Raw genomic sequence first — 26,241 nt, forward strand, 5'->3', positions numbered from 1 at the left:
TATACTCACCTCTTACCATTTAGTAAAAGACTAAGTGCCTTTTTGATATACTGATCCGTTGTAAGTGATTCTTTTAATAGTTCTGGTACAACGCGAGAAACTTCTCTCTCCGCGTAACCAAGTGCTCGTAGTGCTTCAAGTGCCTCATCAAGCTCAGTTGATGAACCTTTCTTCTGATCAAAACTTTCGGCATCCGAGAACAGGTCAACAAACGCATCTGGCACGACATCTGCTAGTTTTCCTTTTAAGTCTAAAATCATTTGGCGTGCTGTTTTCTTTCCGACACCTGGGAATTTCACTAAAAACTTCTCATCTTCATGTTCAATCGCTTGCACGACCTGTCCTGTTTGACCAGAAGCTAGAATTGCAAGAGCACCTTTTGGTCCAATCCCCGATACACCTAACAATTTTGTAAATAATAAACGCTCTTCACGTGTTTTAAATCCGTAAAGTGCCATAATATCTTCTCTCACATAATGATATGTATAGACACGAATTTCTTGCTTACTTCTTTGAAATACATACGGATTCGGTGTAAAAATTTGATAACCAATTCCATTATGGTCAATTACGACATATTCCGGTCCAACATACTCCACGTAACCTGTAACATATTCAAACAAAATACGATCTCTCCCTCTTAAATCATGTATTCCATTTTAACATATTTAATGATAGAAAAGCGAGACTGCCCCAACAAATGTTCTCTATTTGAAACTGCTGTTATTTTCCATTGACATAAAGTATAAAGCCCCTTAATATACAGAAGTCGATAATGATTATCAATATTAATTAAAGGGGTTACATAGGGATGAAACGCAAATTATTTATTTTATTTACTATCATGCTAGTCGTTCTTTTAATCGTTGGCTGCTCTTCTCAAAAAGAAGAGTCAAAAGCAAAAGAACAACCGAAAACAAAAGTTGTAAAACATGCTAAAGGGGAAGCTACAATTCCAGTAAATCCAAAGAGAATTGTTGACTTATCTGGATCAACAGAAGAGTTATTACTTCTTGGTCATAAACCTGTTGGTACAGCAAACACATATAAAGATAAAATCCAAAATCATTTAACAGAAAAGCTAGACGGAGTAAAAGCAGTAGGTTGGTACTGGGCACCTAAAGTTGACCTAGAGGCTGTTACTGCTTTAAAACCAGACTTAATTATTTTAAACAATCGTCAATTGAAAATTTACGATCAACTAGAAAAAGTAGCACCGACAGTTGTTCTAGAAACAAATTTAGAAGACTGGCGCGGTAAGTTTAAAGAAGTAGGTAAACTATTTGATGAAGAGAAGAAAGCTGACAAATGGATTGCAGACTACGATAAAAAAGCCGACTCTTTATCTAAAAAAATTAAAGAAAAAACAAAAGATGAGAACTTTATGTTCGTTGCAGTAACACCACAAAACTTCCGTGTATACGGTAGCTTCGGATATGGTGACATACTCTTTAACGATTTAAAGCTTCCAGCAACAAAAGGTACAGATTTAAAACAAACGATGGCACAAGTATCACTAGAAGGTCTTGTTGCATTCCAGCCTGATCAAATGTTTATTGTAAACTTCGGCGGAGAAGCTGATAAAGTGTACGAAGACTATAAAAACAGTGCTGTTTGGAAAGATAATAACGCAGTAAAAAATAATCACGTATATGAAGTATCGAACGAAGCCTTCAATACGAAAGCCTTCAATCCAATCGGAAAAGATATGCTAATTGATGAAATCGCAAAAGAAATTTTAGCTAAAAATAAATAAGAAAAAAAGCAGCTCACCCTGAGCTGCTTTTTTTCTTATTTTGCACTGCGTACTGCTTCATTTTTTCGATTGTCTTTACAAAACCTTCTTTTGATTTTATGCGAATACCACGTTTCAATTCCGCACGCTCATAACTTTCAAGCTTTTTCATATCAATTTGAAAGAAGGAATGGATCGCGTTATCACTTTTCGGTACCCCTTTGAAAATTTGCAATATCCCTTCCTCTGAAACACCAAAATAACCGCTCGTTTTCAGTAAAGGAGAAATATCATCCACTTTCTTTTGTAATACGATTTGCACATCATCACGATCAACAAGTTGCCATTCTTTATATTGCTGCAAAAACTTTTCTAAATCCGCTACTTTTTCTGTCAGTATTTCCTCGCTTACTTCTCCATCAACATACATACACTCTAATAAAATTGTAACTGCAGGTTCTTTTTCTGTTATTTCTGCCCTCACATCGGATCCATAAGCTAAGCAAAACATCATAACGAAAGCTTGCACTGCAATTAGTATCCATTTCATTTCCGTTCACCTCTTCTAGGCAAAATCATACTTTCATTTGTAGCTTTTCCGGAAATGGGGGTTTTATCCATATAAAAAATCGCATTAAATTTCTAAGGAAAATAAAAAATGCAGATAAGAATTTATCCTATCTGCATGTATCATTTACTTTTATATAAAATGAAAGACGCCTGCAAAGCAGGCGTCTTGATGCGTTTACGGCGAGAAACCAGGCGACCACATTCGCGTGTTTAGCACTTAAGCATATCTCTCGACTTACGTAAATTAGCTCATCGCTTTGCTAATATAACATTAATAATGTATAACTGCAACATGTTTATAAAAATATTTCATTTCCTCTTCCATCCAAATAATTTTATGTAAATTATAAATTGATAATTGTAACATATATGTTACAATTAGTGTGACAGCGAAATCATAATAAACAGGAGATGGATATTGTGAAAAAAATAAAGGATGAACGTCTCATTCTTCAAACGTTAAAAAACATACGTATTGCCTTTCTTTTTCAATACATTGGTATAATTGGAATTTTAGGCTATATTGGATTCACTGAAGGAGCTAATCAAATTACGAAATCTCCATTATGGTTATTATTTATTCTTACAAGTATGTTATTTAGTTATTTACAGTTAAGTGTTTCAATAGATGTAGAAGAAAGTGAAAAGGAAATAAAGTTAACTCCTTATTACAAACTTGTCTTACGCTCTCTTATTGTTGGAATTATCATAGCTATTATTTATATCATTTTCAGTCCAGAAAGACCTCTGTTTGAAGCCATTCTAACAGGTAGTATTTTCTTCATATGCTTTTTAGTTTCTTACTCCGTTAGTTATTTTATTAAAAAACGTCGTTTACAAGACGAAGATGAATAAAGAGGAAGGGCTATCCCTTCCTCTTTGTTTTGTTATCGTACTGTACCAGTTAAGCCATAACGAATGTCTCGGAACATATTTGTTATGTCACGATTAAAATCATTTGTAACTGTGCCGTTACGTAGACGTGTACTCATTGCATCCACACGAGTAAACATGTCATTTCTTACAGAAACATAAACATTTCTATTTCCAACTTCATTCGCAACAGCTTGACGAATTTCGTTTGCCATTGCTGTTTCATCTGTCGCCGAATTACGTGGCTTTACCGCAATCGCTACATCGTTTCCATATACAACTGTAGAAACTCGATCTACGTTATTCATACGTTTTACACGATTCGTAATTTTCTCCGCAGTTTTACCATCATTGTTAATGTATGAATTGTTCATTGTAATATTACGGGTTGGATGCGGATTAGCAATTTGCCCATTGTAATTTACATCACGGTAATAATTATTATATCCTGTATCGTTACGACCGTTTCTATATGTTACATAATCTGTAGAACGATCGTTACGCGTTACATTATCATTATATCGGTGTGTGTCATTATAAGATGTACGCTCGTAATTATAGTTACGTCCATCCATCGCATTATTATCTTTTGGTGTACCACATGCAGCTAATGCACTGGTAACTAACAAAGAAGCAGCAATAACTTTTACTTTCGTATTCAATACAAAAACCCCCCTTGTTAGAATGAACTTCTCTTTCGAAAAGCTCCCCCTTATGATGAGTAACAGAGAGGTTTTTTACACTGTTAATATTTCACTAGGAATTTTCTAGCACTTAATGTAAATTCACCATATTCCTGACTATCATGAATACAAAAAAGGTGGGAATAACCCCACCTTTTTTAAACTTCCTCTTCATCCTCTTCTTCTGAAACTGGTTCACCAAATACATTTGGTGGGTCCGGCTGATAATACATCGTTCCTGGCTGCGGTGCATATGCTGGCTGAGTCGGTTGATAATATAAAGGATTGGCGTATTGTGGTCCACCCGGTTGCGGACTATATAACCTACTCTCTCCTCCGCATCCACAATCTTCTTCCCCTTGTACGAGTGGTGGCATATTATTATCCATTGGCATCATATTTGGATTTGGCATAGAAGTATATTGCGGTGCCATTTGTTGATACGGCATTTGATTGTATGGATTTTGTTGCTGATAATGCGGATATTGCGGCATCATTGGCTGTTGATATGGCATTTGATATGGCATCATATTTGGCGGTTGATTGTTATCCATTATCGGCATCATGTTTGGCATTTGATTGTTATCCATTATCGGCATCATGTTCGGCATTTGATTGTTATCCATTATCGGCATCATGTTCGGCATTTGATTGTTATCCATTATCGGCATCATGTTTGGCATTTGATTGTTATCCATTATCGGCATCATGTTTGGCATTTGGTTATTATCCATTATCGGCATTATATTTGGTGGTTGATTGTTATCCATTATCGGCATCATGTTCGGCATTTGATTGTTATCCATTATCGGCATCATGTTCGGCATTTGATTGTTATCCATTATCGGCATCATGTTTGGCATTTGATTGTTATCCATTATCGGCATCATGTTTGGCATTTGGTTATTATCCATTATCGGCATTATATTTGGTGGTTGATTGTTATCCATTATTGGCATTATATTTGGTGGTTGATTGTTATCCATTATTGGCATTATATTTGGTGGTTGATTGTTATCCATTATTGGCATTATATTTGGTGGTTGATTGTTATCCATTATTGGCATTATGTTCGGCACTTGAATATTAGGCGGTATTACTTGCGGGATAATAACACTTTCTTTTGATACGTTTGGTGAGACTATGTTCCCTACATTCTCTTTCTTCACTTGCGGCGACACTATGCTTCCTACATTTTCTTTTTTCACTTGCGGCGACACTATATTCCCTACATTCTCTTTCTTCACTTGCGGCGACACTATACTTCCTACATTTTCTTTTTTCACTTGCGGTGAGACTATGCTTCCTACATTTTCTTTCTTCACTTGCGGTGAGACTATATTCCCAACATTTTCTTTCTTCACTTGCGGTGACACTATGTTTCCTATATTTTCTTTTTTCACTTGCGGTGACACTATGTTTCCTATATTTTCTTTTTTCACTTGTGGCGATACATTTCCTATATTCTCTTTTTTCGTTTGCGGAGAAATGACGTTGTTAGGCTTCATTTTATTAATTTGAGGAGCAATTAACTCGCTTCCCTTTTTTATTACGTCTGAAATTTTATATTCTTTTTTCGATTTAATTGGCGGTTGCGGCGGCTGCGGTAATACATTGATAGAAAATTTAGTGTTTTCTTTCGTAGTAGGTTTTAGTTTTTCTACTTTCTCTACAACAGGTGGTTTTTGAATGACAGGCGGCTTTTCAACTGGCTTCTCTTTTTGAATCGGAATTTCTTTTTGCACTTCTTTTTGCGGCTGCACCTGTACTTCTTTTTGTGGTTTCACCTGTATTTCTTTTTGCGGTTTTACCTGCATTTCTTTTTGCGTTTGTTGCATAGCTGGCTGCTGTGTAATAGGTGCTGATTGATACGTAATCTCATCTTCATCTTCTATTCCGAGCGGGGTTGGTGTTGATGCAAACTCTTTTTGCTGTACCTCTTTTACATATTGTTTCGGGGGCGCTGAACCCGATCCAGTCTGTTGCTTCACATGAACGCTATTCGATGGCACTTTAATTTTCATCCCTGGCATAATTAGGTCTGGATTGCTAAGCTGTGTATTTGTTTTTTTTAGCGTCTCAAAATCCACTCCGTACTTTTTTGCAATTTTCCAAAGGGTCTCCCCTTTTTGCACGATATGAATTTTCAAATTTTCCCCCTCCTGTATAACTTATCTATAAGTAAAAAACACTTTGAAGTAACACTTTCTAAACAACATTAACTTCTTTTACTTTTATCACTTCTTCTATTTTCAATATGATTCGAAGTGGAATAAGCATAGAAAAATCGCAATGATTTCCTCAACACAATGTATGCCTCTTTCGTTCTTGTTATGATTATATGTACGAAAAAAAGCAACGAAAATTCCGCTGCTTTAAACACGCTCTAACATACGATTTAATGCAAGAACTGCCTCTTCTGTTACTTGTTTCTCCACACGAATAACGTTAATCTGTTCTCCTCTTTCTATGTTCTCAAGTGCCCATAATAGGTGAGGTAAGTCAATTCGGTTCATTGTTAAACAAGGACACATAAACGGATTTAGCGAAATAATTTCTTTATCAGGATGTTGCTGAATAATTCGGTTCACTAAATTCATCTCTGTACCAATCGCCCACTTACTTCCCGCTGGAGCAGCTTCAATCATATCAATGATATATTTCGTTGATCCTGCATAATCAGAAGCGGCAACAACTTCATAACAACATTCAGGGTGAACAATAATATTCATATCCGGATGATTTTTTCGCACATTTTCAATATTTTTCACAGTGAAATTTTGATGAACAGAACAATGGCCTTTCCATAAAATCACTTGAATTTCTTCTATATCTCCATCGTACTCTAACGAATCTGTATGCGGGTTCCACACTGCCATCTTTTCTAACGGAATACCTAAATCATACGCTGTATTTCTTCCTAAATGTTGGTCTGGTAAAAAGACGAGACGCTCTTTTTGTGTAAACGCCCAAGACACCATTTGTTTTGCATTAGAAGAGGTTACTGTTGCCCCTCCATTACGACCACAAAACGCTTTGATCGCAGCTGTTGAATTTACATACGTTAATGGAATCATCGTATCCCCAAATAATTTCGTGAGCTCTTTCCACGCTCTTTCTGTTTGTTCAATATCTGCCATATCTGCCATAGAACAGCCGGCACGCATATCTGGTAAGATGACAATTTGATCATCTTTCGTTAACATATCTGCCGTTTCTGCCATAAAGTGCACACCACAAAACACAATATATTTTGCCTCTTTATTATTCGCTGCAACTTGCGCGAGTTGAAGTGAGTCCCCTGCTGCATCTGAAAATTGCACCACTTCATCTTTTTGATAATGATGTCCTGGAATAAATAGTAATGCCCCCATTTTTTCTTTAATTTCACGGACACGCTCTTCCATCTCTAATGTAGACATCGTTTGATAACGCTCTGGTAACATGACTTCGATTGGCTGAACTTTCTCTAAAATACCCATTTATGATTCTCCCCCTCTAAACCACTCTCATTAGGCCTCAATATTAAAACTAATATCAAGTGCTTTCACTGAATGTGTTAACGCTCCAAGTGAAATATAATCTACCCCTGTTTTTCCGTATTTTGATAAATCTTCAATTGTAATACCACCTGAAGCCTCCGTAACGATGGCACTTGGTACAATTTTTGAAAACTCACGAATCTCTTCTGGCGTACGATTATCGAACATAATAACATCTGCGCCGGCCTCTACCGCTTCTCTTACTTGCGCCTCTGTCTCTGTTTCGACTTCTACTTTCACCATATGTCCCAATCTTTCTTTCACCGATGTAACAGCTTTTGTAATCGAGCCAGCAAAAGCGATATGATTATCTTTAATCATGACACCATCATATAAACCGAATCTGTGGTTAAATCCGCCCCCGCATACTACCGCATATTTATCAAACATACGTAGTCCTGGCATCGTTTTTCTCGTATCACAAATGCGTGTATGACTACTATCTAAAGCAAAAACCACCTTACGTGTCATCGTCGCTATCCCGCTCATACGCTGAATAACGTTTAATATAACGCGCTCTGCCGTTAATAATGACGCGATTGGGCCTTGCACAGTTGCAATTATTTCGCCTTTTTCTACAAGATCCCCATCTTTTTTATGAAGTTCAACTTCAATTCTCTGATCAATTAATTTAAATCCTTCTTCAATTACTAAGCGCCCTGCAAATACCCCTGTATCCTTTACAAGAAACGTTCCTTTCGCAAGTGCATTATCGGGAAAGATAAGCTGAGATGTTACATCTCTTTCTCCTATATCTTCTAGAAAAAATCGATTTAATGCTTCCTTAACTTTTAACGTATTCATAAAACCCCTCTTCCCCTTATTAAACAAGTTGTAGTTTTCTTCTCACTCGGATAATCTCTTTTTTTACGCTATTTCTTTCTGGATAATCAATGCGATAATGACCACCAATACTGTCTTCTCTTTGCAAAGCTGATACTGTTATAAGCTCACAAACTGTTAACATATTAATAAGCGTTATCTCTTCATTTGTAAGTGCATCATATTGTAAGATCATATTTAGCACACCGTACCTACTAAACCATCTCTTAACATATGATAAATTTTTCTCAGTTCGCACAATCCCAACATGCTTCATCATGTATTCTTGTATTTCTTCTTTCAGCGGTAAATCATTAAGAGCTATAAAACTTTTCCCTCTCTCTTCCGGCACATTTTTTCTTTCCTCTGCTGGTTTAGCTAAAATGTGTTTTCCTATTCGTCTTCCAAACACAAGACCTTCTAATAATGAATTACTCGCCAATCTATTCGCACCATGAACTCCATTACAAGCCACTTCACCGACCGCATATAAGTTTGAAATGGACGTCTCTCCGTCACAATTCGTCTTCACGCCGCCCATATGAAAATGAGCACCCGGTACGACCGGAATAAGGTTCCCTTTTAAATCAACGCCATTCTTTTTACATAATGATGAGACGGTTGGAAAACGTTGTTCAAAGTTTTGAATGGCTTCAATGTTTAAGTACACTGTTTCACCCGCAAGGAGTTGTTCATGAATAGCCCTTGCCACTACATCACGCGGTGCGAGATCTTTCCCGGGATGTATATCCATCATAAAACGCTGTCCTTTTCCATTTATAAGAACAGCTCCTTCACCACGGACTGCTTCAGAAACGAGACCACAACATCGCCCGTTCACGTATAACATCGTCGGATGAAATTGTACAAATTCTAAATCAACAAGTTCTCCCCCAGCTCGATATATCATCGCAAGTCCATCGCCTGTAATTGTCTCATCATTCGATGTAAAGGCGTACAAGCCACCAATTCCTCCTGATGCTAACACCGTATTATCAGCATAGTAACGCTTCAGCTTCCCTTCACTATTTCGCGTTAAAGCTCCTATGCATTTATTATTTTCTATAATAAAATCGAGCACCATTTCATGCTCAACGACAGTAACATTCGGAACTACTTCTTGTATTAAATGCTCTAATAGATTTTTACCAGTTGCATCTCCTCCCGCATGTAAAATACGCCGTTTTCGATGCGCTCCTTCTTTACCAAGCTGGAGCCCTTTTTCATCCCCATCAAATTTCATTCCATTTGTAATAAGCTTACTTATTTCTTTTGGCCCCTCTTCAACTAAATAACGAACTGCTTCTTCGTTGTTATAATGGCAACCTGCCACTAATGTATCTTCAAAATGCCCACTCGGATCGTCATATGTAGCAACAGCTGCTGCAATTCCTCCTTGAGCTAAATGTGTATTGTTATTACGTCCTGTTTTTTTTGTGATAATTATCACATTCTTTTCGTGACAAAGCTCTTTCGCAACACGAAGCGCTGCAACACCGCTTCCAATAATCAAGACATCTGCACTTGGCATAATTGTTGCCTCCTACTTTACACTTTTCAACTGTCTTGACACCTATATTTACATAGTTTTAAAATAATGACAAGAGTTTTTTTACAATTCTTATTTTCACTACCATTCTAAAAACGAAAACAAATGTCACTCTTACTGAAGAGAGGAAATTACATGATGATATATCTAGATTATGCAGCGACAACACCTATGAGCGAAGAAGCTTTAGAAACATATATAGCAGCGGCAAAAACATATTTCGGAAATGAACAAAGTTTACACGATATCGGCGGAAGCGCATCATCTTTATTACAAGTTTGTAGAGAAACATTTGCAGAAATGATTGGGGGTAAGGAACAAGGTGTATTCTTTACAAGCGGCGGTTCAGAATCTAACTACCTTGCGATTCAATCCCTTCTAAATGCTAGAAATGGAAAGCACATTATTACGACACCTATGGAACACGCATCGATTCGAAGTTATTTTCAATCCTTACAATCGCAAGGTTATACTATTACTGAGATTCCTGTTGATAAAAGTGGGATAATTCATTTAGTAGATTTAGAAGCAGCTATTACAGAAGATACTGCTCTAGCAAGTATACAGCACGGAAACTCTGAAATCGGGACCATTCAAAACATTGCAGAGATCGGAGCACTTTTAAAAAAATTTAATGTTTTATTTCATTCGGATTGTGTTCAAACGTTTGGTAAACTTCCAATAGACGTTACAGCGATGGAGATTGATAGTCTCTCTGTTTCAGCCCATAAAATATACGGACCAAAAGGAGTTGGAGCTTGCTATATAAATCCGCAAGTTCGCTGGGAACAAATATTCCCTGGAACTTCTCATGAAAAAGGCTTTCGCCCTGGTACAGTGAACGTTCCTGGAGTCGCTTCTTTTTTAACAGCCGCAGAGCATATATTAAAGAATCAAAAGGAAGAGAGCTTTCGTTTTAAACAATTACGATCTTATTTTTTAGAGCAATTGCAAACACTTCCTCTAGAAATTGAAGTGAAAGGACATTCTACAGCTTGTTTACCACATATTATTGGGGTTACAATAAAAGGAATAGAAGGTCAGTATACAATGTTAGAATGTAACCGGCATGGTATTGCCATTTCAACTGGAAGTGCTTGCCAAGTCGGTAAGCAAGAACCTTCAAAAACAATGCTCGCAATTGGAAAAACGTATGAAGAGGCAAAACAATATGTCCGCTTTTCTTTCGGACATCACACAACGAAAGAACAAATTGATACAACTATTCATGCACTACACACAATTGGAAATCAATTTTATAGAGGTGTTAAATCATTATGAAACAAAATGATCAAAAAAAGATTTTAGGCGAAGAAAGACGACAACTCATCCTCGAGTGGCTTCTTGCTGCAAATGAACCGTTATCGGGGAATGAGCTATCTAAAAAGACAAACGTAAGTAGGCAAGTTATCGTTCAAGACATTTCCTTACTAAAAGCACGAAATGAACCAATTATTGCAACTGCACAAGGGTATTTATATTTAAAACCACAAACAAGACAACAAGCTTTTGAACGCGTAATCGTATGCCAACATAAACCGGCAGAAGTACGTCAAGAACTTACCATGTTAGTTGACCACGGCGTTACGATTAAAGACGTAAAAGTTGAGCACCCTGTATACGGCGACTTAACAGCATCGATTATGGTAAGTAATCGCTTTGATGTAGAGCAATATTTACAAAAAATCGAAAACACAAACGCTTCCTATCTTTCGCAACTAACAGACGGTATTCACTTACATACAATTGAAGCAGATTCTAAGGAGAAATTAGATGCAGCTTGTGAGGCACTAGATAAAGCTGGATTTCTCGTTTATTAATGTAAAGCACAGAGGTTTTCATCATTCTCTGTGCTTTTATTTTGTAGATGATATAATATTGTAAACAATTGTAAAGGAGTATTAAATATGGGAATTGAACTCGTTCACTTTAGCACCGGTAAACCAAAACAAATGAAATATAACGAAGATAAAGAAATGATCACTGGTATATGTAAAGAGCCTACAGAAGAAGCTTTCCTCTCAAAAGATGGATTCCTTGGTGATGATGTAGCTGATTTAAAACATCACGGTGGACCTGACCGCGCTGTTTGTGTGTATTCATACGAACACTACGCACTATGGGAAGAAGAATTTCAAACAACACTTCCAGCTTCCACATTTGGCGAAAACATTACAGTAACAAATATGTTAGAACGTGAGGTTTGCATCGGAGATACTTATCAATTAGGCGACGCGATCATTCAAGTAACACAAGCTCGAGTACCTTGTAGTACGATTTCAAAACGTCTTGGTATTCCTGGCATATTACCACGCATTGTAGCAACTGGATATACTGGATACTTATGCCGAGTTCTACAAGAAGGTACTGTGCGTAAAGATTCTAAAATCACATTATTAGAGCGTCATCCAAGCAATGTATCTGTTCTTTTCTCTAACGAAATATATTTTCATAATAGAAAAGATAAAGATGGCCTTGAGAAGGTTCTTTCTGTACAAGAACTAGCTGATATTTGGCGTAGTCAGTTAGAGGATCGTCTTGCGAAGTTAAAATAAAAAATCCCACCTTTTATAGGTGGGATTTTATTAATCTATCAATATTGCATCTCTTGCTTCAATAGAATAGACAGCTTGCTCTGCCCCAAACCGATGATACGTTTCAAGCAAGTTTAACAGCCTCCTCACTTCTTACAACCAATAAGAAGAATAACTCCCAAGCACAGTAACAGAAAAGCCAAGTGCTTCAAGTTCCATCATTACGCCTGGCAATAATACGTCATCATATGCTTTATCTACGTCGATTAAGAAAAAGTAATTTCCAAGACCTGTTTTCATCGGGCGAGATTCGATTTTTGATAAGTTTAATTTTCTCCATGCGAAAGCTGATAACACTTGATACAGCGCTCCTGCATAATCCGCAGGTAACGTTATCATAAGCGTCGTTTTCTCACCGCGATTTTCTCCGTTGTTTGGGAGTACTGCTTTCTTTTTCTTATGCAAAACAAGGAAACGCGTATGGTTGTTTTTATGCGTATGAATGTCACGCCTTACAATTGTTAATCCGTATTTTTCTGCCGCTGCTTCATTTGCAATGGCGGCAACTTTTTCTTCAGAATGTTCTTTCACATATTGCGCAGCAGCGCTTGTTGATGTCATATCTCGAACAGTTACGCCTTTTAATTCCTCATTTAAAAATTTATGGCACTGTGCAATGGCATGCGGATGAGAATGTACAGCGTATACTTCTTTCCACACTTCTTCGTACTGCGGGTGTACGAGTAAATGTTGCTGAATTGGCACTGTAATTTCTCCTACAATGGAAAGTGGCTGCTCATGTACGAGATAATCAACCGTTATATTAACTGAACCTTCTATGGCGTTCTCTAACGGTACGACCGCATAATCTACATTTTCATTTGCAGCTGCATCAATACAATCCGGAATCGTTCGATACGGTACATGCTCTGCTTCCGGAAAAAAACGACTCACCGCCATATTTGTAAATGTCGCTTCTGGTCCTAAATATCCTACTCGAATCATCGTCTTTTCCCTCTTTTTCATTTTCTTACTGTTATACCATACTTTTTTATATTCTCCTATGAGAATTTCGAATATTAAAAAAAGACTAGCATTCGCTAGTCTAAATGTTTCTTGTATTCTCTTTGAGCGAAGAAGAAATAGATGATACATGCAGCAATGTAAAACAGAATAAACAAGCCCACTTTTCTTAATGATCCGTCCATAAAAAGAGTATTATGAAACGTATATAACGCAACTGCACTATGCATACTCCCTACTATAATTGGCGCAAAAAATAGCATACACAATTGCCAACGAGAAATCTTCCACACTTCTTCCTTCGTCATTCCAAGTTTAGAGAGCGCCCCGTACTGCTTTCGATCGGATGCAATATTATGAAACCATTTAAAATATACGATGCTACATGACGTAAGGAAGAATAATATGCTAATGAATGAGCCTATAAATAGAGTAATATCACCACCTTCTTTCATATTCACATATAATTCCATATTACTTCGAAACGCATCATTTGTATCATGTTTCATATGTTTCCGTAAATCTTCATTTAACCCCTTCGCACTTTCAATATTTGGTAATGTGTAGCCTCTATATATCATTTTTTCAGAATCCGGAATTGTATTTGCTATACTGTTAAAATCTTCATCATTCATGACGAAAAACAGACCATTAATGTATGAAGGATGATAGTTAAATTGTATCCCTTCTTTCTGACCGTTATATACAAATTGATATGTTTGATTCATAACTTGCAATTGAATCTCTTTTTGATTATATAGATTTGGATAATTACGTTTATTATAATAAACAAGTGTAACTGTTCCTTTTTTAGGATGATACATTTTCTGTTTTTGTTTTCTTGCCTCTTGATTGTATTCACTTTCCCTTATAAGCGGTGCTATTGTTGTTTCTCCCTTATTGGACTGAAAGGATGCATACACTCCAACAAAACTCATAGATTGAAAATCATCATATCCATATTGATGTAATAAGTTTTCAACCTTGTCTTTCTCGAAAACTTCATGAGCAGAAGTGCCTTTTTCTATGTATGAAAATGAGTGTACTCCTCCGCCACGCCACATATCTTGCATGCTAGAAAAATATAAGAACACCGTACCTGTCGCCGTAACGACAAACGTTGTTGCCATAGACAACAGAAAGAAAAAGCGACTATTTTCCTTCATTCGATGTGACAATTGATTCACTATAAATAAATACGGATATGTATACATAATCCTTTTATTTCTTTTTATCACTTCTAATATTTGTGTAGCGCCATGTGTAAATGAGAAATACGTCCCAAAAGAAATGAGTATAACAACCGGAAAAAAGTATAATGCTATCGTTGTCATCGTCACTTGTAGTGCTAACGCATATCCGCCCACTAAACAAGCAAAACCGAATAAACAAAGCCACTTTGATGTTTTCCTCTCCCGTTTATCTGTTCGAAATTCTTTTAATAACCGAATGATTTTTATATTCCATATACGTAAAGCACTTATAAAAGATAAGAAAATAAATACGACCATATATGTAACAAACGTTACACCAATCGCTCTCATGTCAAATATAACAGGAAGTTCTTTCGGAAGGCGAAGTAACATGCTAAACACCATAAAAAAGAGTTTCAAAAAGATCATGCCAAGCCCGATACCGAAAATATTAGCGAAAATCCCGATCAATATTTGCTCGACCATAATCACTCCTATTACGTTAGACTTCGTCGCCCCCATTAACATATATAGTCCTAATTCTTTCTTGCGTGCCTCTATGAAAATAGAAGTAGAATACAAAATAAATATAACGAAAAAAGAAATAATTATAACATTACATACGATAAGTCCCCAGCGTACATTTTGATACCACATTGTCTCTTGCATATACGGATGTACAATTACAGACATATATGCATAAGAAGCAAATATTGCAAAACAACTACTTAAGAAAAACACTTTATAATTACGCCAATTCCCCTTTATATTTTGCAGCGCTAGTTGCCTAATGTTCATCTACCGTCCTCCTGTAACTTACTACACACGTAAAAAGCTAGAGGTTTCCCTAGCTTTTTACGTGTTTTAAATATCCTCTTTGCGCGATCATAAAGTAAATGGCAGAAGCTAAAATATATGCTCCAATTACAATCGCACCTGATTTCCATAAATCGATATAAAGCATTTCCCCTAACGTATGAAGGGCAAATCCACTATGAATTGTACCGATTAAAATTGGGATAAAGAAGATAACACCCATTTGTCGAATTGCAATTTTACGAATTTCTTTATCTGTCATACCAATTCTTTTTAATGACTTAAATTGAATACGATCTTGTTCTTTATCATTAAACCATTTAAAGTATGTCATGCTACAAGCAAAGAAGAAGAACAGTACTGCTACGAAGAAGCCGATGAACATTGTAATTGCTCCTTGCTCCTTTATCGCTTTATACGTAAGGATAGAATTGTGGAAATTCTGTTGTTGTTCTTGTGCAATTTCTTTCTTTAAGTCTAGTACAAGATTTCCTGTTCCTTTCCAATCTTCAATATAATATCCATAATATTTCGTCTTTTCTTCATCTGCTACGAGCTGTGAATATTTCACAAAATCCTCATCATTCACAATCAAATAGCCACCATCATTAAAAACAGACTTTGATACTGGATCATTTAGCTTAATAGACTGTTTTTGTCCGTTCAATTTAAATTCAAATGGCTTCGTAAGATCCGGCTTGACAATATCATTCATCATATCAACTACAACCATCGTTGCACTTCCCGGCTTATTTTGCACTTCTGGCACGTTCTGTTTACGCGCTTCTTTATTATATTCCTTTTCAGAGATAATCCCTAACGGCATCTCATGTTCACCGTTAAACATCGTTACCTTTTGAGTTGCAGGAAGTTTTACATACGTTACTTTTCGCGCTTCTTCAAATCCGTGTTTTTTTATTAGTTCTTGTGCTTTCCCTTCACTGATGATGTTATGCGTATTTACCCCCTTTTCTTCATACGAAATAGCATGCGGAGCACTAGCTACTGTTTTATAACTCATATCCTCAAAGAACACGTACAGTGTACCAACTGCTGAAGAAACAACCGCCGTAATGATAGAAATTACAAATAGAAAACGAGCATTATCTTTCATTTTGTAAATAAGATTGCTAAGTACGAACATATTTGGATACGTATAAAAAGATTGTTTTCTTTTTTGCAGTGCTTTTAATACGACTGTACTACCTTGCGTAAACAGTAAATACGTTCCGCCTATTGTCAGCCCTACAATCGGTAAAAACAGCATTATAAAATTCATAAATGTCACTTGGAAGCTAAGCACATATGCGGCAATAATACATCCTATACCAGCTACACCTAACCATGTAAATGCAAAAGGCTCTACTTTTTGTTTTCTTGCCTCTCTTAATAAATCAATAATTTGCAAGCGTCCTACTGTCCAAACACTAAACAGTGATAGGATTAAAAAGAGGATAAAATATATGCCAGCTGTAATAAGAACTGCTTTTCCATTCCATACAAGCGGAAGTGTTTTATCTATTTTCAACAATACACTTAATGCTTGGAAGAAAAGTTTTGAACAAAGCATTCCAATCCCAATACCTACTACAATTGCAATACTACCTAACATCAGTTGCTCTAATATAATCATTCGGCCGAGCTGAGACTTCGTTCCACCTATTAATGTTAATAAACCGAATTCTTTTTTTCTTGCTCGTAAAAACGTTGAATTCGCATATAAAATAAAGAGTGCTGAGAAGATGACTACAATATAATTCATCGATTCTAATCCTTTTGTAATCATCGTCTTCATACTAATATTACCGCTTACGACATCTGGATGATAAATGAAGGAAGCATACATGAAAAATACGACAATCGATAAACAACTACTAATAAGGAACGCTTTATAATTACGCCAATTTCCTTTTACATTGTTAAGCGCGAGCTGGCGAAAGTTCATGATATTCCCCCCCTAGCATCGCAAGTACGTCCAAAATTTCTTGGAAAAAGGCTTGTTTCGTTCTTCCTTTATGTATTTCTGAGAAGATCTCTCCATCACGTATGAAGAGGATACGTTCACAATAACTAGCCGCTACCGGATCATGCGTTACCATTGCAATGGTTACTTTCTTTTGCTCATGTAAATCTTGAAGTGCTCCCATTAATGATTTCGCTGACTTAGAATCTAAGTTTCCCGTTGGCTCATCCGCTAAAATTAATGTTGGTTCATGAATAATCGCCCTTGCAGCAGCTGCACGTTGTTGCTGTCCTCCTGATACTTCGTATACTTTTTTATTTAAAATTTCTTCGATGTTTAAAAACCTCGCAATTTCAAGTACTTTCGTATCAATTTCTTTTACAGATTTCTTCGCCATTACAAGCGGCAAAATAATATTTTCTTTAATGGATAATGTATCAAGTAAGTTGAAATCTTGGAAAATGAATCCTAGATGTGTACGGCGAAATTCCGCCAATTTTGCAGCACGCATTTGATTAATTTCTTCACCATTTACAAGCACATGACCTGAAGTTTGCTTATCAATTGTCGCTAATAAATTTAAAAGCGTTGTTTTTCCGCTTCCTGAAGGCCCCATAATTCCTACAAATTCGCCTTCTTCAATTTTAAAATTTATATCATTTAAAGCAGTCGTCGCTACTGAACCTTTTGATTGATACACCTTTGTTAACCCTTTTACTTCAAGAACACTCATTTCTAATCCCCCTATGTGTTTTCTTCTTACATTTACTATAAGAAAAATAAGAAAAAGAAACGAGTGATTTTCCTTACAAAACGTTTTGTTATCTTACAGTTTTGTCATTTTTCTCATTAATGTATGATATTCTTCATCTTTTGCAAATTGGAACGTAAAAGTTGTCCCTTCTCCTTCAGCCGATTGAACATAAATTCTATGATGTAAATTATCGCAAATTTCTTTCGTAATATATAAGCCCATTCCAGTCGCTTCCCTCGTTTTACGGCCGTTTACCCCCGTAAAGAATGGGTCAAATATACGCTTTACATCTTGCTCTGGAATACCGATTCCATTGTCCTTAATATGTAATAGCACCTTTTGATCTTTCTCTTCAATTTGAAATTGAATTTCTTTTTTCCCTGCTTCTGAAATTTTTGTATACTTAATTGCATTCACAACAATTTGGCTCATAGCGATACTAAGCCACTTTCTATCAGACGCAATCATACAAGTCTCTTCTTCAAACATCATTTTCGGAAATACAGAAGATTGAATGAACGACTTTCGATTTTCATTAATAATATCTCGAATGACCTCTATAACATTTACTACTTCTACTTTATAATCTTTCGAAAACTGATCTAACCTTGCCATATGTAACGCTAAATCTAACCCATTTAAAATACGGTTATTTTCTTCACGAATACTTTCAATCGTTCCCCTTGCTTCACGGTGTTCCTTACCATATTTCTGTAACAATAATTCAATAACGGATACTGGTGTTTTCATTTGATGGATCCATTGATTCATGAAAATCATTTGCTGTTGCTCTTTTGCATGCTGTTTATGAACTTCATTCATATATTGCTGCCTTAGCAACGTAAACGCTTCAACAACCAGTTCTTGCTCTGACGTATAAGAAGTATCGATAAGTAAAGAGTCATGTAATGTATGTCCACCGGCAATATACTGTTCTATTCTCTTTAAAAACACACTTCGTTTTCGGTAATCGTAAATAAGGTATACACTAAACACAACTGTCCCTAATAACAGTCCGTATAGCCATGTACTCCAGTCCAGCGAACGCTTTTCTAAAAGACTTTGCAACTGCAATACGAGCCCAAATAAACAAAGGCTTATAATGTAAGAAAGGATTAAGGAAAAACGGTCTATGAGGTAGCTTTTAACCTTCATGCCCTTCGCCCCACTCAGTAAGAAGAGCATAACCGTACCCACGCTTTGTGACAATTGCATTTTTAATGCCTAACTCCTCAAGTTTCTTCCTTACACGCTTTACATTCACAGTTAATGTATTATCATCAACAAAAGCTACTTCATCCCATAAAGCCTCTAACAGCTCTTCACGTGTTACATATTGGTTCGCTTGTTTCATTAAACATTCTAATAAATAAAATTCATTTTTTGTAAGTTCAGTTTGTTGCCCTTTCCACTCTACTGTGTGCTGTGATGGAAATAATAACAATCCATTAACACCTAAACAATCACTTTCCGCGGCCAAAGCATACTCACCATACCCGCGGCGAAGTGCACTCTTCACCTTTGCCATTACGATATCTAAATGGAACGGCTTTGTAATATAATCATCCCCGCCATTCTCAATCGCCATCACTTGATCCATTTCCCCTGTCCTTGCAGAAACGAAAATAATTGGTGCATTCGATACAATGCGGATTTGGCGGCACCAGTAGAAGCCATCAAAGTATGGTAAATTAATATCAAGTAACACAAGATGAGGACTTACTTTTACAAACTCATCTTTTATATGACGTAAATCGCTTACTCTGAAAGATTGATATCCATACCTTTCTAAATGCTCCTCTAATATCTCTGCAATTTTTTCATCATCTTCTACAATTAATATTTTATACATGTTCCTTTTCTCCCCATAAAATATTTTTCTAAAACCACTCCTTTTTTCATTATAAATTGAAACTTTAATCAATGGGGATTTTTTCCTATATCGACTTATGGTTCGCCTATACGAATCGGATCCTTACTGGACTCAAATAGCGAAAAAAAAAGACCGCCATATTTCGGCAGTCTTAATCGATAAATTCAAATTGATATTCAAGAATTTTTACAATATCTCCGTCTGTTGCACCACGTGCACGAAGGGCTTCATCAATACCCATTCCACGCATTTGACGAGCAAATCGGCGTACAGATTCATCACGTGAGAAGTCTGTCATCTTGAATGTTTTCTCAATGTCATAACCAGAAATAACAAATGTGCCATCACTTTCGCGTGTAATTTCAAAATTAGATTCAGATTCAAATTTGTACATTACACTTGCTTCAGATTCTTCTACATCATCGTACATTGGGAATTCTGGTGTTGTTTCTAATAAGTTCGCTACTTCAAATAGTAAGTCACGAACACCTTGTTTCGTTACAGCTGAGATTGGGAAAATTTTCACTTCGTCTCCCAATTTCTCTTTAAATGCTTGTAAGTTTTCTTCTGCATCTGGCATATCCATTTTGTTTGCAACAACAACTTGTGGACGCTCAGTTAAACGCATATTGTATTCTTTTAGTTCATTATTGATTGTGACATAATCTTCATATGGCTCACGTCCTTCTAAACCAGACATATCGATAACGTGCACAATTACACGTGTACGTTCGATATGACGTAAGAATTGGTGTCCAAGTCCAACGCCGGAGTGTGCGCCTTCAATTAGTCCAGGAAGGTCAGCCATAACGAAGCTGCGGTTATCACCAGTTTCAACAACACCAAGATTCGGAACGATTGTTGTAAAGTGATATTCTGCAATTTTCGGACGCGCTGATGATACAACAGATAATAATGTAGATTTACCTACACTTGGGAATCCAACAAGTCCAACATCTGCTAGCACTTTAAGTTCTAGCGTGACATCACGTTCTTGACCTGGTTCCCCGTTCTCAGCGATTTCTGGCGCTGGGTTCGTCGCTGTTGCGAAACGTGAGTTACCACGGCCACCACGGCCACCTCTTGCGATTACAGCTGTTTGTTCATGCGTTACTAAATCGGCAAGAATTTCACCTGTTTTTTCATCTTTCACTATTGTTCCTGGTGGAACCTTTACGATTAAATCTTCAGATTTACGACCGTGCTGACCTTTACTCATTCCGTGCTGACCGCGATCAGCTTTGAAATGACGTTGGTAGCGGAAGTCCATTAATGTACGTAAGCCTTCCTCAACAACAAAAACAACATCTGCACCTTTACCACCGTCGCCACCTGCTGGGCCACCTTTAGGTACATACTTCTCACGACGATACGCAACCATTCCGTTACCACCGTCGCCGCCTTTTACATATATCTTGACCTGATCTACAAACATTATTTCACCACACTTTTTTCGATTAGTTGTAATATAACTGAGACTTCTTCGTCTCTTACTGTATAAGAAATGGAATACCATTTATTGTTTTGGTTCGCAAGCCACGTTTGTAGTTCTTCTACATTCGTTAGCTTTCCACGAAAATCAAAAAAGAAACGAGCATTCTCCGCGTCACATTCAATTGTGATACAAACATAATTTTCAACATATACGTCTAAACTATGCTGAAGCATCGAGAAAAACTGATTCGTCCATGTACATACAGTCTCATCTAGATGAGATAAGTTATGTAATTTCCCTAATACTTCGTACTCCAATAAGCACGGTTGCTGTTTCCAATTATATGTTAAAATCCACTCTGAAAATAAAGGCATTGATAGCCCTATCAGATTGGATTCTTGTCTCGCTTCTTGGACAAAACGATCGATGAGCCTATGAATCTCTTCCACTTTTCCAAGGGAAAGATTTCCTTTAACCATCTGCAAACGATTGAGCCAATCATGTCTTGAATGGCGCAATGCATCTATAATTGTCCATTTTTCATTCATTTAGATACCCCTTAATATAGAAAAACTCTAACCTGCACTCAGGTTAGAGTTTTCCGTGAGTTCTTATGCTTCTTGAGCAACAGGATATACGCTCACTTGTTTGCGGTCACGACCAAGACGCTCAAAGCGTACTACGCCGTCAACTTTCGCGTATAAAGTGTCATCGCCACCACGACCAACGTTAACACCTGGATAAATTTTTGTACCGCGTTGACGGTAAAGAATTGAACCACCTGAAACCGTTTGACCATCTGCGCGTTTAGCACCAAGACGTTTTGACTGAGAGTCACGACCGTTCTTTGTACTACCTACACCTTTCTTAGATGCGAAAAACTGAAGATCTAATCTTAACATACGTTACACCTCCTGCACTTTTTCTATTAAACGGATATATTTTCCGTAATCAAGTTCAATCGTCTTAAGTGAAACAACCAATCCTTCTAAAAGTATTTGTGCTTTTTCTGCTGTATGAGCGTCTAAATCATTAGGCAATTCATACGTCAAGAATCCGCCATCACTTCCGAGTTCAATAGTTGCCTGCACATTACAAAGTTCTTCCACTGCATTTATAGAACCAAACACAACCGCTGTAGTTCCAGCACAGACAAGATCTTGTCCATGTGGCGCATAATTGGCATGTCCAGTCATTTTAAATGATTGGATACTTCCTAGTTTCGTGCGACTTATCGTAATCTTAATCATCTTAACCAGAATTAAGCGTTGATAGCTTCAACTACTAGCTTAGTGTAAGGTTGACGATGACCTTGTTTCTTACGATTGTTCTTTTTCGCTTTGTATTTGAAAACGATGATTTTCTTAGCGCGACCTTGTTTTTCAACTTTCGCAGTAACTGTTGCACCTTCTACAACTGGGCTACCAACTTTCACGTTTTCGCCACCAACGAAAAGAACTTTGTCAAAAGTAACAGTTTCACCAGCTTCAACATCTAATTTTTCAATGTAGATTGCTTGACCAGCTTCAACTTTAATTTGTTTTCCACCTGTTTCGATAATTGCGTACATACTTGCACCTCCTCTTAATTACTAAGACTCGCCAAAAACGAGGTAGACATAAAATGTCTTTAGGGAACCTGTCTTGTGCGGTTGTAGCATATAGCAGTTTAGGTGCTATAAACTATAACATAAAAATATTACCATGACTCATTGACTATTGTCAATGAATGTTCTGCTAACTATTTTTTCCGTTCTACAATTTCTTTCTTACTTCCAAAACGGATAATAGCGTACTTTTCGATAATATCATCTTTGAAATAAATTTCAAATGGAATATTTTTTTGTAATTCTTTTTGTGAAAAATGTTTTTGCAAAATTTTTGGTGCAGCGATTAATACTGCTTCATCTTCTATATTGCCATATGTAATTAACTCTCTCTCTAGCTCATATGCGATTGTTTCATAAGACATAACATACCCCGTCGCTTTACAAGGTACACATTCTTCTAATAATACGTCACGTAACGAATGTTTCTTACGTTTTCGCGTCATCTCTAAAATACCTAGCTCTGTAAACCCAAGCACTCTTGTATATGTGCGATCATCTTGCATAGCAGCTATGAGGCGTTCTCTTACCTTCTCTTTATCTTCCCGTCTTTTCATATTAATAAAATCAATTAATATCATCCCGCCAATATCACGAAGTCTTAATTGACGAGCAATCTCTTCAGCAGCCATTTCATTTGTGCGAAATACGGTATCTTGTAAATTTTGTTTTCCAGTAAATTTACCTGTATTCACATCAATTACAGTCATCGTCTCCATTTGTTCTACAATTAGATAGGCACCATTTGGTAGCCACACAATTTGTTGAAGTGCTTTCTCGATTTCACGATCTATTCCAAAATGGTTAAACATCGAAGATTTTTCATTATAAAAGGATACTCTTTCTTTCCCTACTTTTTCTTCTAATTCTTTTACTATACTTCTCGTATCTACAACTATTTTTTCAATTGTTTCAATTGGGTTCTCCTGAAATACACGATCTAAAAACGTCGCTGGTTGATGAAGTAGTAAGGGCGCCTTCCCTTGATCTTCTTTTCTTTTTAACTCTTCATATAACTTCTGCAACCCCTGCATTTCAGCTTGTATTTCATCGATCGTTCCTTTTTCAGAAGCAGAACGGAAAATGTATCCACCCGTTCCTTCTACTTCAATTCCCAGTAACTGTTGTCTTCTTTTATTATTTTTTATTTTCCGAGAAACAGCGCGCATGTCATCATACGGCATGTAAACGACATATTTTCCGGTAAATTCTACCTTCGCCGTTAATTTTGGCCCCTTCGTATCAATTGCCTCTTTCACAACTTGTACAAGTATCGCCTGCCCTTCATGTATGCGATATGAAGATGGTACATCATCAAACGAAAGATATGCATGTTTTTCTAATCCGATATTTACAAAGGCTGCGTTCATTCCAGCAATTGTTCTTACGATACGCCCAACATAAATATGTCCGACAATCTCCTGCTCTTCATTCCGTTTCCATAAAAGCTCTACAATTTTTTGTTTCTCTTCTATCGCAACACGCTTTTCCGAACCAGTGTAGTTAATATATAACGTCTTCAAAATTCTTTCCTCACTTTTCATTTCTTTTCCTTACAATATAAAAGGTTAGTGTCGTCGTCAACACTAACCAATTAATTCTTCAACAGATGAGGTTGTTCGTTTTTCAGCAAAATACGCATACAACAATTCATTTTCGTCCAATGTGTAATGCTCTTTATATTTTCCATGGACGATAATAGAGTGTTTATATCCTCTGCGAAATTTTGTGAAAATCGTATATAAATGATCTTCCGTTTTCACCTCAATAGGTGCTATTTTTTCAATATCTCTTTTATTCCCATAATAACGCTCTAATAAAAAACGCATAAATGCGTACCGTCTTTGTTTCCATTCTTGATATAAAGAAATCGCTAGAAAAACGAGTAATACCCACATCATAATGTTATTACTATTCCAAAGTAACTGCCATCCTAATATTACACTAAAAAAAACACATGACAATTTCATCATCTTTTCATGTGCTTGTAAATAGGGAAAACGATATGATAATACATTAAATAATACTTTTCCGCCATCAAGTGGCCAAATAGGCAATAGATTAAACCCTAAAATAATGACATTATTCCATACAAAGAAATGGTACAAATCATCAGTTACCCAGCCCGCTTGATACAAAATGTAAGCGGCTGCAATCATCCATATATGCTGAATTGGCCCCGCCATAACGACAATTAATTCTTCTTTTAACGATTTATTCCCATGCTCTTCCATCTCAACTACGCCACCAAACGGCAAAAGCTGAATTTGTTTAATACGCCAATTATAATACGCTGCGGCAAAAGCATGCCCAAGTTCATGAATGAGAACGATACAAAATAACAATAGCAACTCTTTAAAACGCGCCGTAAAAATACCAATAACAATAATAACCCAAAACAACGGATGCACGGAAATTTTCGTGAAAACATCCCTATATTTAATCAAATGAAATCACCTGAATTGGATCAATAAATTTTTCATTCTTTTTTATTGCAAAATAAAATTTACCATTTTTATTATTTTCATCATTACTCACTGTTCCAATTTTTTGTTTCTTTGAAACGTAATCATATAATTTTACTGACATATCATTTAAATTTGCATACCATGACTCCGTACCATCAGCGTGCTGAATTTGAACTGTATTTCCAAGTTCCTCTTTCTTGCCTGCAAAAACAACTAGCCCTTCATTCACTGACTCAACTGTTGCATTTGTAGCTGTTTGGACAAATACACCTTGACCATTTTTTTGAAAACCTTGCATCACCTTTCCAGAGGCAGGAATTGCATAATCCTTTTGCTGAATCGTTCCTTCCTTTCTCTCATTAGGCGAATAGAATACGAGAGGTTTTCCAAACTGCTTTTCGTACCATTTCGCTACAGTGGCAAACTGAAACTCCTCTTTCATCACTTTTTCTGTAACAGCTTTAGCACTATCGAAAGAAGAAGGAGCATTCTTGTATAAAATAGCAACAGAAAGAACTAATATTGCTGATAGCAACATTTTGAAGAGAAAAACTTCTTTTCGAAATAGAGGATGAATTTCCTTCTCCCCCTCTTCAATAAAGACCGTTTCGCTATCAAAATCTCCTCCCGCAAAATACCGCTCTTCCTCCATCCTTTCTTGCTCTGCTTTCCTTTTCGCAATCCGCTTTTTAATTTCTTCCACACGTCTATTCTTCATACTGTCTCCTTTCTTTCGTTAGCCTTATTCAAATAGAAACAGTTATATACAGTTTGTACATATGTATGAGTTATAGAAGGAAGA

General features: G+C 36.6%; 25 protein-coding genes, 1 pseudogene and 1 other annotated feature. Of the genes and pseudogenes, 5 read left to right on the plus strand and 21 right to left on the minus strand.

Annotated features, from left to right (window positions below):
- Positions 1–5: 5 nt before the first annotated feature.
- Positions 6–623 (minus strand): Holliday junction DNA helicase RuvA, encoded by a 618-nt coding sequence (gene ruvA / locus MHI07_RS20770; protein WP_002112013.1) that lies wholly within the window; start codon positions 621–623, stop codon positions 6–8.
- A gap of 188 nt (positions 624–811) precedes the next feature.
- Here ruvA and MHI07_RS20775 point away from each other — a divergent pair, with 188 nt between their 5' ends.
- Positions 812–1,756: an iron-hydroxamate ABC transporter substrate-binding protein gene (locus MHI07_RS20775; RefSeq protein ID WP_340825995.1), complete on the plus strand. Its 945-nt coding sequence runs from the start codon at positions 812–814 to the stop codon at positions 1,754–1,756.
- A gap of 13 nt (positions 1,757–1,769) precedes the next feature.
- Here MHI07_RS20775 and MHI07_RS20780 read toward each other — a convergent pair whose 3' ends face one another.
- On the minus strand, positions 1,770–2,285 hold the full coding sequence (locus MHI07_RS20780; protein ID WP_340825999.1) for a BofC C-terminal domain-containing protein: 516 nt from the start codon (positions 2,283–2,285) through the stop codon (positions 1,770–1,772).
- A gap of 431 nt (positions 2,286–2,716) precedes the next feature.
- On the opposite strand from MHI07_RS20780, the gene MHI07_RS20785 reads away from it, so the two are divergent.
- On the plus strand, positions 2,717–3,160 hold the full coding sequence (locus MHI07_RS20785) for a branched-chain amino acid ABC transporter substrate-binding protein (protein ID WP_078179603.1): 444 nt from the start codon (positions 2,717–2,719) through the stop codon (positions 3,158–3,160).
- Between the two features lie 32 nt (positions 3,161–3,192).
- Here the strand turns inward: MHI07_RS20785 and MHI07_RS20790 are convergent, their stop codons facing one another.
- The 5 genes and pseudogenes from MHI07_RS20790 to nadB form a co-directional block, all read right to left on the minus strand.
- Positions 3,193–3,840, minus strand: a complete 648-nt coding sequence (locus MHI07_RS20790; RefSeq protein ID WP_002112018.1) for a YhcN/YlaJ family sporulation lipoprotein — start codon at positions 3,838–3,840, stop codon at positions 3,193–3,195.
- A 2,014-nt stretch (positions 3,841–5,854) separates the two neighbouring features.
- Positions 5,855–6,011 (minus strand): annotated as a pseudogene (gene safA, locus MHI07_RS29410) (SafA/ExsA family spore coat assembly protein); the annotation flags it as partial.
- A 225-nt stretch (positions 6,012–6,236) separates the two neighbouring features.
- Entirely contained in the window at positions 6,237–7,343 is a 1,107-nt protein-coding gene (gene nadA / locus MHI07_RS20800; RefSeq protein WP_002112022.1) for a quinolinate synthase NadA, read from the minus strand.
- A gap of 30 nt (positions 7,344–7,373) precedes the next feature.
- Positions 7,374–8,207 (minus strand): carboxylating nicotinate-nucleotide diphosphorylase, encoded by an 834-nt coding sequence (nadC, locus tag MHI07_RS20805; protein WP_340826010.1) that lies wholly within the window; start codon positions 8,205–8,207, stop codon positions 7,374–7,376.
- A 19-nt stretch (positions 8,208–8,226) separates the two neighbouring features.
- A complete protein-coding gene (nadB, locus tag MHI07_RS20810; RefSeq protein ID WP_340826013.1) occupies positions 8,227–9,756 on the minus strand; it encodes an L-aspartate oxidase in 1,530 nt (509 codons plus the stop codon).
- Positions 9,757–9,909: 153 nt separating this feature from the next.
- Here nadB and MHI07_RS20815 point away from each other — a divergent pair, with 153 nt between their 5' ends.
- The 3 genes from MHI07_RS20815 to MHI07_RS20825 all read left to right on the plus strand — a co-directional run bounded on the left by MHI07_RS20815 (position 9,910) and on the right by MHI07_RS20825 (position 12,329).
- Positions 9,910–11,055 (plus strand): IscS subfamily cysteine desulfurase, encoded by a 1,146-nt coding sequence (locus MHI07_RS20815; protein ID WP_002160372.1) that lies wholly within the window; start codon positions 9,910–9,912, stop codon positions 11,053–11,055.
- On the plus strand, positions 11,052–11,594 hold the full coding sequence (locus tag MHI07_RS20820) for a transcription repressor NadR (protein WP_002160371.1): 543 nt from the start codon (positions 11,052–11,054) through the stop codon (positions 11,592–11,594). Before MHI07_RS20815 ends, MHI07_RS20820 begins: the two co-directional genes overlap by 4 nt.
- 87 nt (positions 11,595–11,681) lie before the next feature.
- Complete coding sequence (locus MHI07_RS20825; protein WP_340826017.1) at positions 11,682–12,329, plus strand: MOSC domain-containing protein; 648 nt, start codon at positions 11,682–11,684, stop codon at positions 12,327–12,329.
- 132 nt (positions 12,330–12,461) lie between these two features.
- Here MHI07_RS20825 and pheA read toward each other — a convergent pair whose 3' ends face one another.
- The 14 genes from pheA to spoIVFA form a co-directional block, all read right to left on the minus strand.
- A complete protein-coding gene (gene pheA / locus MHI07_RS20830) occupies positions 12,462–13,313 on the minus strand; it encodes a prephenate dehydratase (RefSeq protein WP_002160369.1) in 852 nt (283 codons plus the stop codon).
- Positions 13,314–13,408: 95 nt separating this feature from the next.
- Positions 13,409–15,322 (minus strand): ABC transporter permease, encoded by a 1,914-nt coding sequence (locus MHI07_RS20835; protein ID WP_002160368.1) that lies wholly within the window; start codon positions 15,320–15,322, stop codon positions 13,409–13,411.
- Positions 15,323–15,371: 49 nt separating this feature from the next.
- Entirely contained in the window at positions 15,372–17,285 is a 1,914-nt protein-coding gene (locus tag MHI07_RS20840) for an ABC transporter permease (RefSeq protein WP_340826020.1), read from the minus strand.
- Entirely contained in the window at positions 17,260–18,036 is a 777-nt protein-coding gene (locus tag MHI07_RS20845) for an ABC transporter ATP-binding protein (RefSeq protein ID WP_078172762.1), read from the minus strand. The genes MHI07_RS20840 and MHI07_RS20845 overlap by 26 nt, the downstream gene beginning before the upstream one ends.
- Positions 18,037–18,129: 93 nt before the next feature.
- Complete coding sequence (locus MHI07_RS20850) at positions 18,130–19,212, minus strand: HAMP domain-containing histidine kinase (protein WP_016100220.1); 1,083 nt, start codon at positions 19,210–19,212, stop codon at positions 18,130–18,132.
- Positions 19,202–19,909: a response regulator transcription factor gene (locus MHI07_RS20855; protein WP_002112034.1), complete on the minus strand. Its 708-nt coding sequence runs from the start codon at positions 19,907–19,909 to the stop codon at positions 19,202–19,204. Before MHI07_RS20855 ends, MHI07_RS20850 begins: the two co-directional genes overlap by 11 nt.
- 172 nt (positions 19,910–20,081) lie before the next feature.
- Entirely contained in the window at positions 20,082–21,365 is a 1,284-nt protein-coding gene (gene obgE / locus MHI07_RS20860; protein ID WP_002015378.1) for a GTPase ObgE, read from the minus strand.
- The gene (locus MHI07_RS20865) at positions 21,365–21,913 is read right to left on the minus strand and encodes a sporulation initiation phosphotransferase B (RefSeq protein WP_002088812.1); all 549 of its coding nucleotides are present in this window, start codon (positions 21,911–21,913) and stop codon (positions 21,365–21,367) included. The genes obgE and MHI07_RS20865 overlap by 1 nt, the downstream gene beginning before the upstream one ends.
- Before the next feature lie 63 nt (positions 21,914–21,976).
- On the minus strand, positions 21,977–22,267 hold the full coding sequence (gene rpmA, locus MHI07_RS20870) for a 50S ribosomal protein L27 (protein WP_000944957.1): 291 nt from the start codon (positions 22,265–22,267) through the stop codon (positions 21,977–21,979).
- A gap of 3 nt (positions 22,268–22,270) precedes the next feature.
- Entirely contained in the window at positions 22,271–22,615 is a 345-nt protein-coding gene (locus tag MHI07_RS20875) for a ribosomal-processing cysteine protease Prp (RefSeq protein WP_002160364.1), read from the minus strand.
- An 11-nt stretch (positions 22,616–22,626) separates the two neighbouring features.
- A complete protein-coding gene (gene rplU / locus MHI07_RS20880) occupies positions 22,627–22,935 on the minus strand; it encodes a 50S ribosomal protein L21 (protein WP_000270907.1) in 309 nt (102 codons plus the stop codon).
- A 14-nt stretch (positions 22,936–22,949) separates the two neighbouring features.
- Positions 22,950–23,028 (minus strand) — a sequence feature (ribosomal protein L21 leader region).
- Positions 23,029–23,105: 77 nt separating this feature from the next.
- Entirely contained in the window at positions 23,106–24,515 is a 1,410-nt protein-coding gene (locus tag MHI07_RS20885) for an Rne/Rng family ribonuclease (protein ID WP_002160363.1), read from the minus strand.
- 42 nt (positions 24,516–24,557) lie between these two features.
- Complete coding sequence (locus MHI07_RS20890) at positions 24,558–25,418, minus strand: M50 family metallopeptidase (protein ID WP_002145592.1); 861 nt, start codon at positions 25,416–25,418, stop codon at positions 24,558–24,560.
- Positions 25,411–26,157 carry a stage IV sporulation protein SpoIVFA gene (spoIVFA, locus tag MHI07_RS20895; protein WP_340826029.1) on the minus strand — a complete coding sequence of 249 codons (747 nt, stop codon included), beginning with the start codon at positions 26,155–26,157 and terminating at the stop codon, positions 25,411–25,413. Before spoIVFA ends, MHI07_RS20890 begins: the two co-directional genes overlap by 8 nt.
- Positions 26,158–26,241: the final 84 nt, after the last annotated feature.

It is taken from the genome of Bacillus sp. FSL H8-0545 (genome assembly GCF_038006105.1).
Taxonomy (GTDB): domain Bacteria; phylum Bacillota; class Bacilli; order Bacillales; family Bacillaceae_G; genus Bacillus_A; species Bacillus_A cereus_U.

Coding starts and splice junctions, on each gene's coding strand:
- spoIVFA (WP_340826029.1), bottom strand. CDS start 26,157: ATGAAGAATAGACGTGTGGAAGAAATTAAAAAGCGGATTGCGAAAAGG.
- MHI07_RS20820 (WP_002160371.1), top strand. CDS start 11,052: ATGAAACAAAATGATCAAAAAAAGATTTTAGGCGAAGAAAGACGACAA.
- MHI07_RS20835 (WP_002160368.1), bottom strand. CDS start 15,322: ATGAACATTAGGCAACTAGCGCTGCAAAATATAAAGGGGAATTGGCGT.
- nadA (WP_002112022.1), bottom strand. CDS start 7,343: ATGGGTATTTTAGAGAAAGTTCAGCCAATCGAAGTCATGTTACCAGAG.
- MHI07_RS20885 (WP_002160363.1), bottom strand. CDS start 24,515: ATGAAAAGTGAGGAAAGAATTTTGAAGACGTTATATATTAACTACACT.
- MHI07_RS20785 (WP_078179603.1), top strand. CDS start 2,717: ATGGATATTGTGAAAAAAATAAAGGATGAACGTCTCATTCTTCAAACG.
- MHI07_RS20875 (WP_002160364.1), bottom strand. CDS start 22,615: ATGATTAAGATTACGATAAGTCGCACGAAACTAGGAAGTATCCAATCA.
- MHI07_RS20850 (WP_016100220.1), bottom strand. CDS start 19,212: ATGAAGGTTAAAAGCTACCTCATAGACCGTTTTTCCTTAATCCTTTCT.
- MHI07_RS20815 (WP_002160372.1), top strand. CDS start 9,910: ATGATGATATATCTAGATTATGCAGCGACAACACCTATGAGCGAAGAA.
- MHI07_RS20840 (WP_340826020.1), bottom strand. CDS start 17,285: ATGAACTTTCGCCAGCTCGCGCTTAACAATGTAAAAGGAAATTGGCGT.
- MHI07_RS20865 (WP_002088812.1), bottom strand. CDS start 21,913: ATGAATGAAAAATGGACAATTATAGATGCATTGCGCCATTCAAGACAT.
- MHI07_RS20775 (WP_340825995.1), top strand. CDS start 812: ATGAAACGCAAATTATTTATTTTATTTACTATCATGCTAGTCGTTCTT.
- rplU (WP_000270907.1), bottom strand. CDS start 22,935: ATGTACGCAATTATCGAAACAGGTGGAAAACAAATTAAAGTTGAAGCT.
- pheA (WP_002160369.1), bottom strand. CDS start 13,313: ATGATTCGAGTAGGATATTTAGGACCAGAAGCGACATTTACAAATATG.
- obgE (WP_002015378.1), bottom strand. CDS start 21,365: ATGTTTGTAGATCAGGTCAAGATATATGTAAAAGGCGGCGACGGTGGT.
- MHI07_RS20825 (WP_340826017.1), top strand. CDS start 11,682: ATGGGAATTGAACTCGTTCACTTTAGCACCGGTAAACCAAAACAAATG.
- MHI07_RS20845 (WP_078172762.1), bottom strand. CDS start 18,036: ATGAGTGTTCTTGAAGTAAAAGGGTTAACAAAGGTGTATCAATCAAAA.
- rpmA (WP_000944957.1), bottom strand. CDS start 22,267: ATGTTAAGATTAGATCTTCAGTTTTTCGCATCTAAGAAAGGTGTAGGT.
- nadB (WP_340826013.1), bottom strand. CDS start 9,756: ATGCCAAGTGCAGATGTCTTGATTATTGGAAGCGGTGTTGCAGCGCTT.
- nadC (WP_340826010.1), bottom strand. CDS start 8,207: ATGAATACGTTAAAAGTTAAGGAAGCATTAAATCGATTTTTTCTAGAA.
- MHI07_RS20855 (WP_002112034.1), bottom strand. CDS start 19,909: ATGTATAAAATATTAATTGTAGAAGATGATGAAAAAATTGCAGAGATA.
- MHI07_RS20780 (WP_340825999.1), bottom strand. CDS start 2,285: ATGAAATGGATACTAATTGCAGTGCAAGCTTTCGTTATGATGTTTTGC.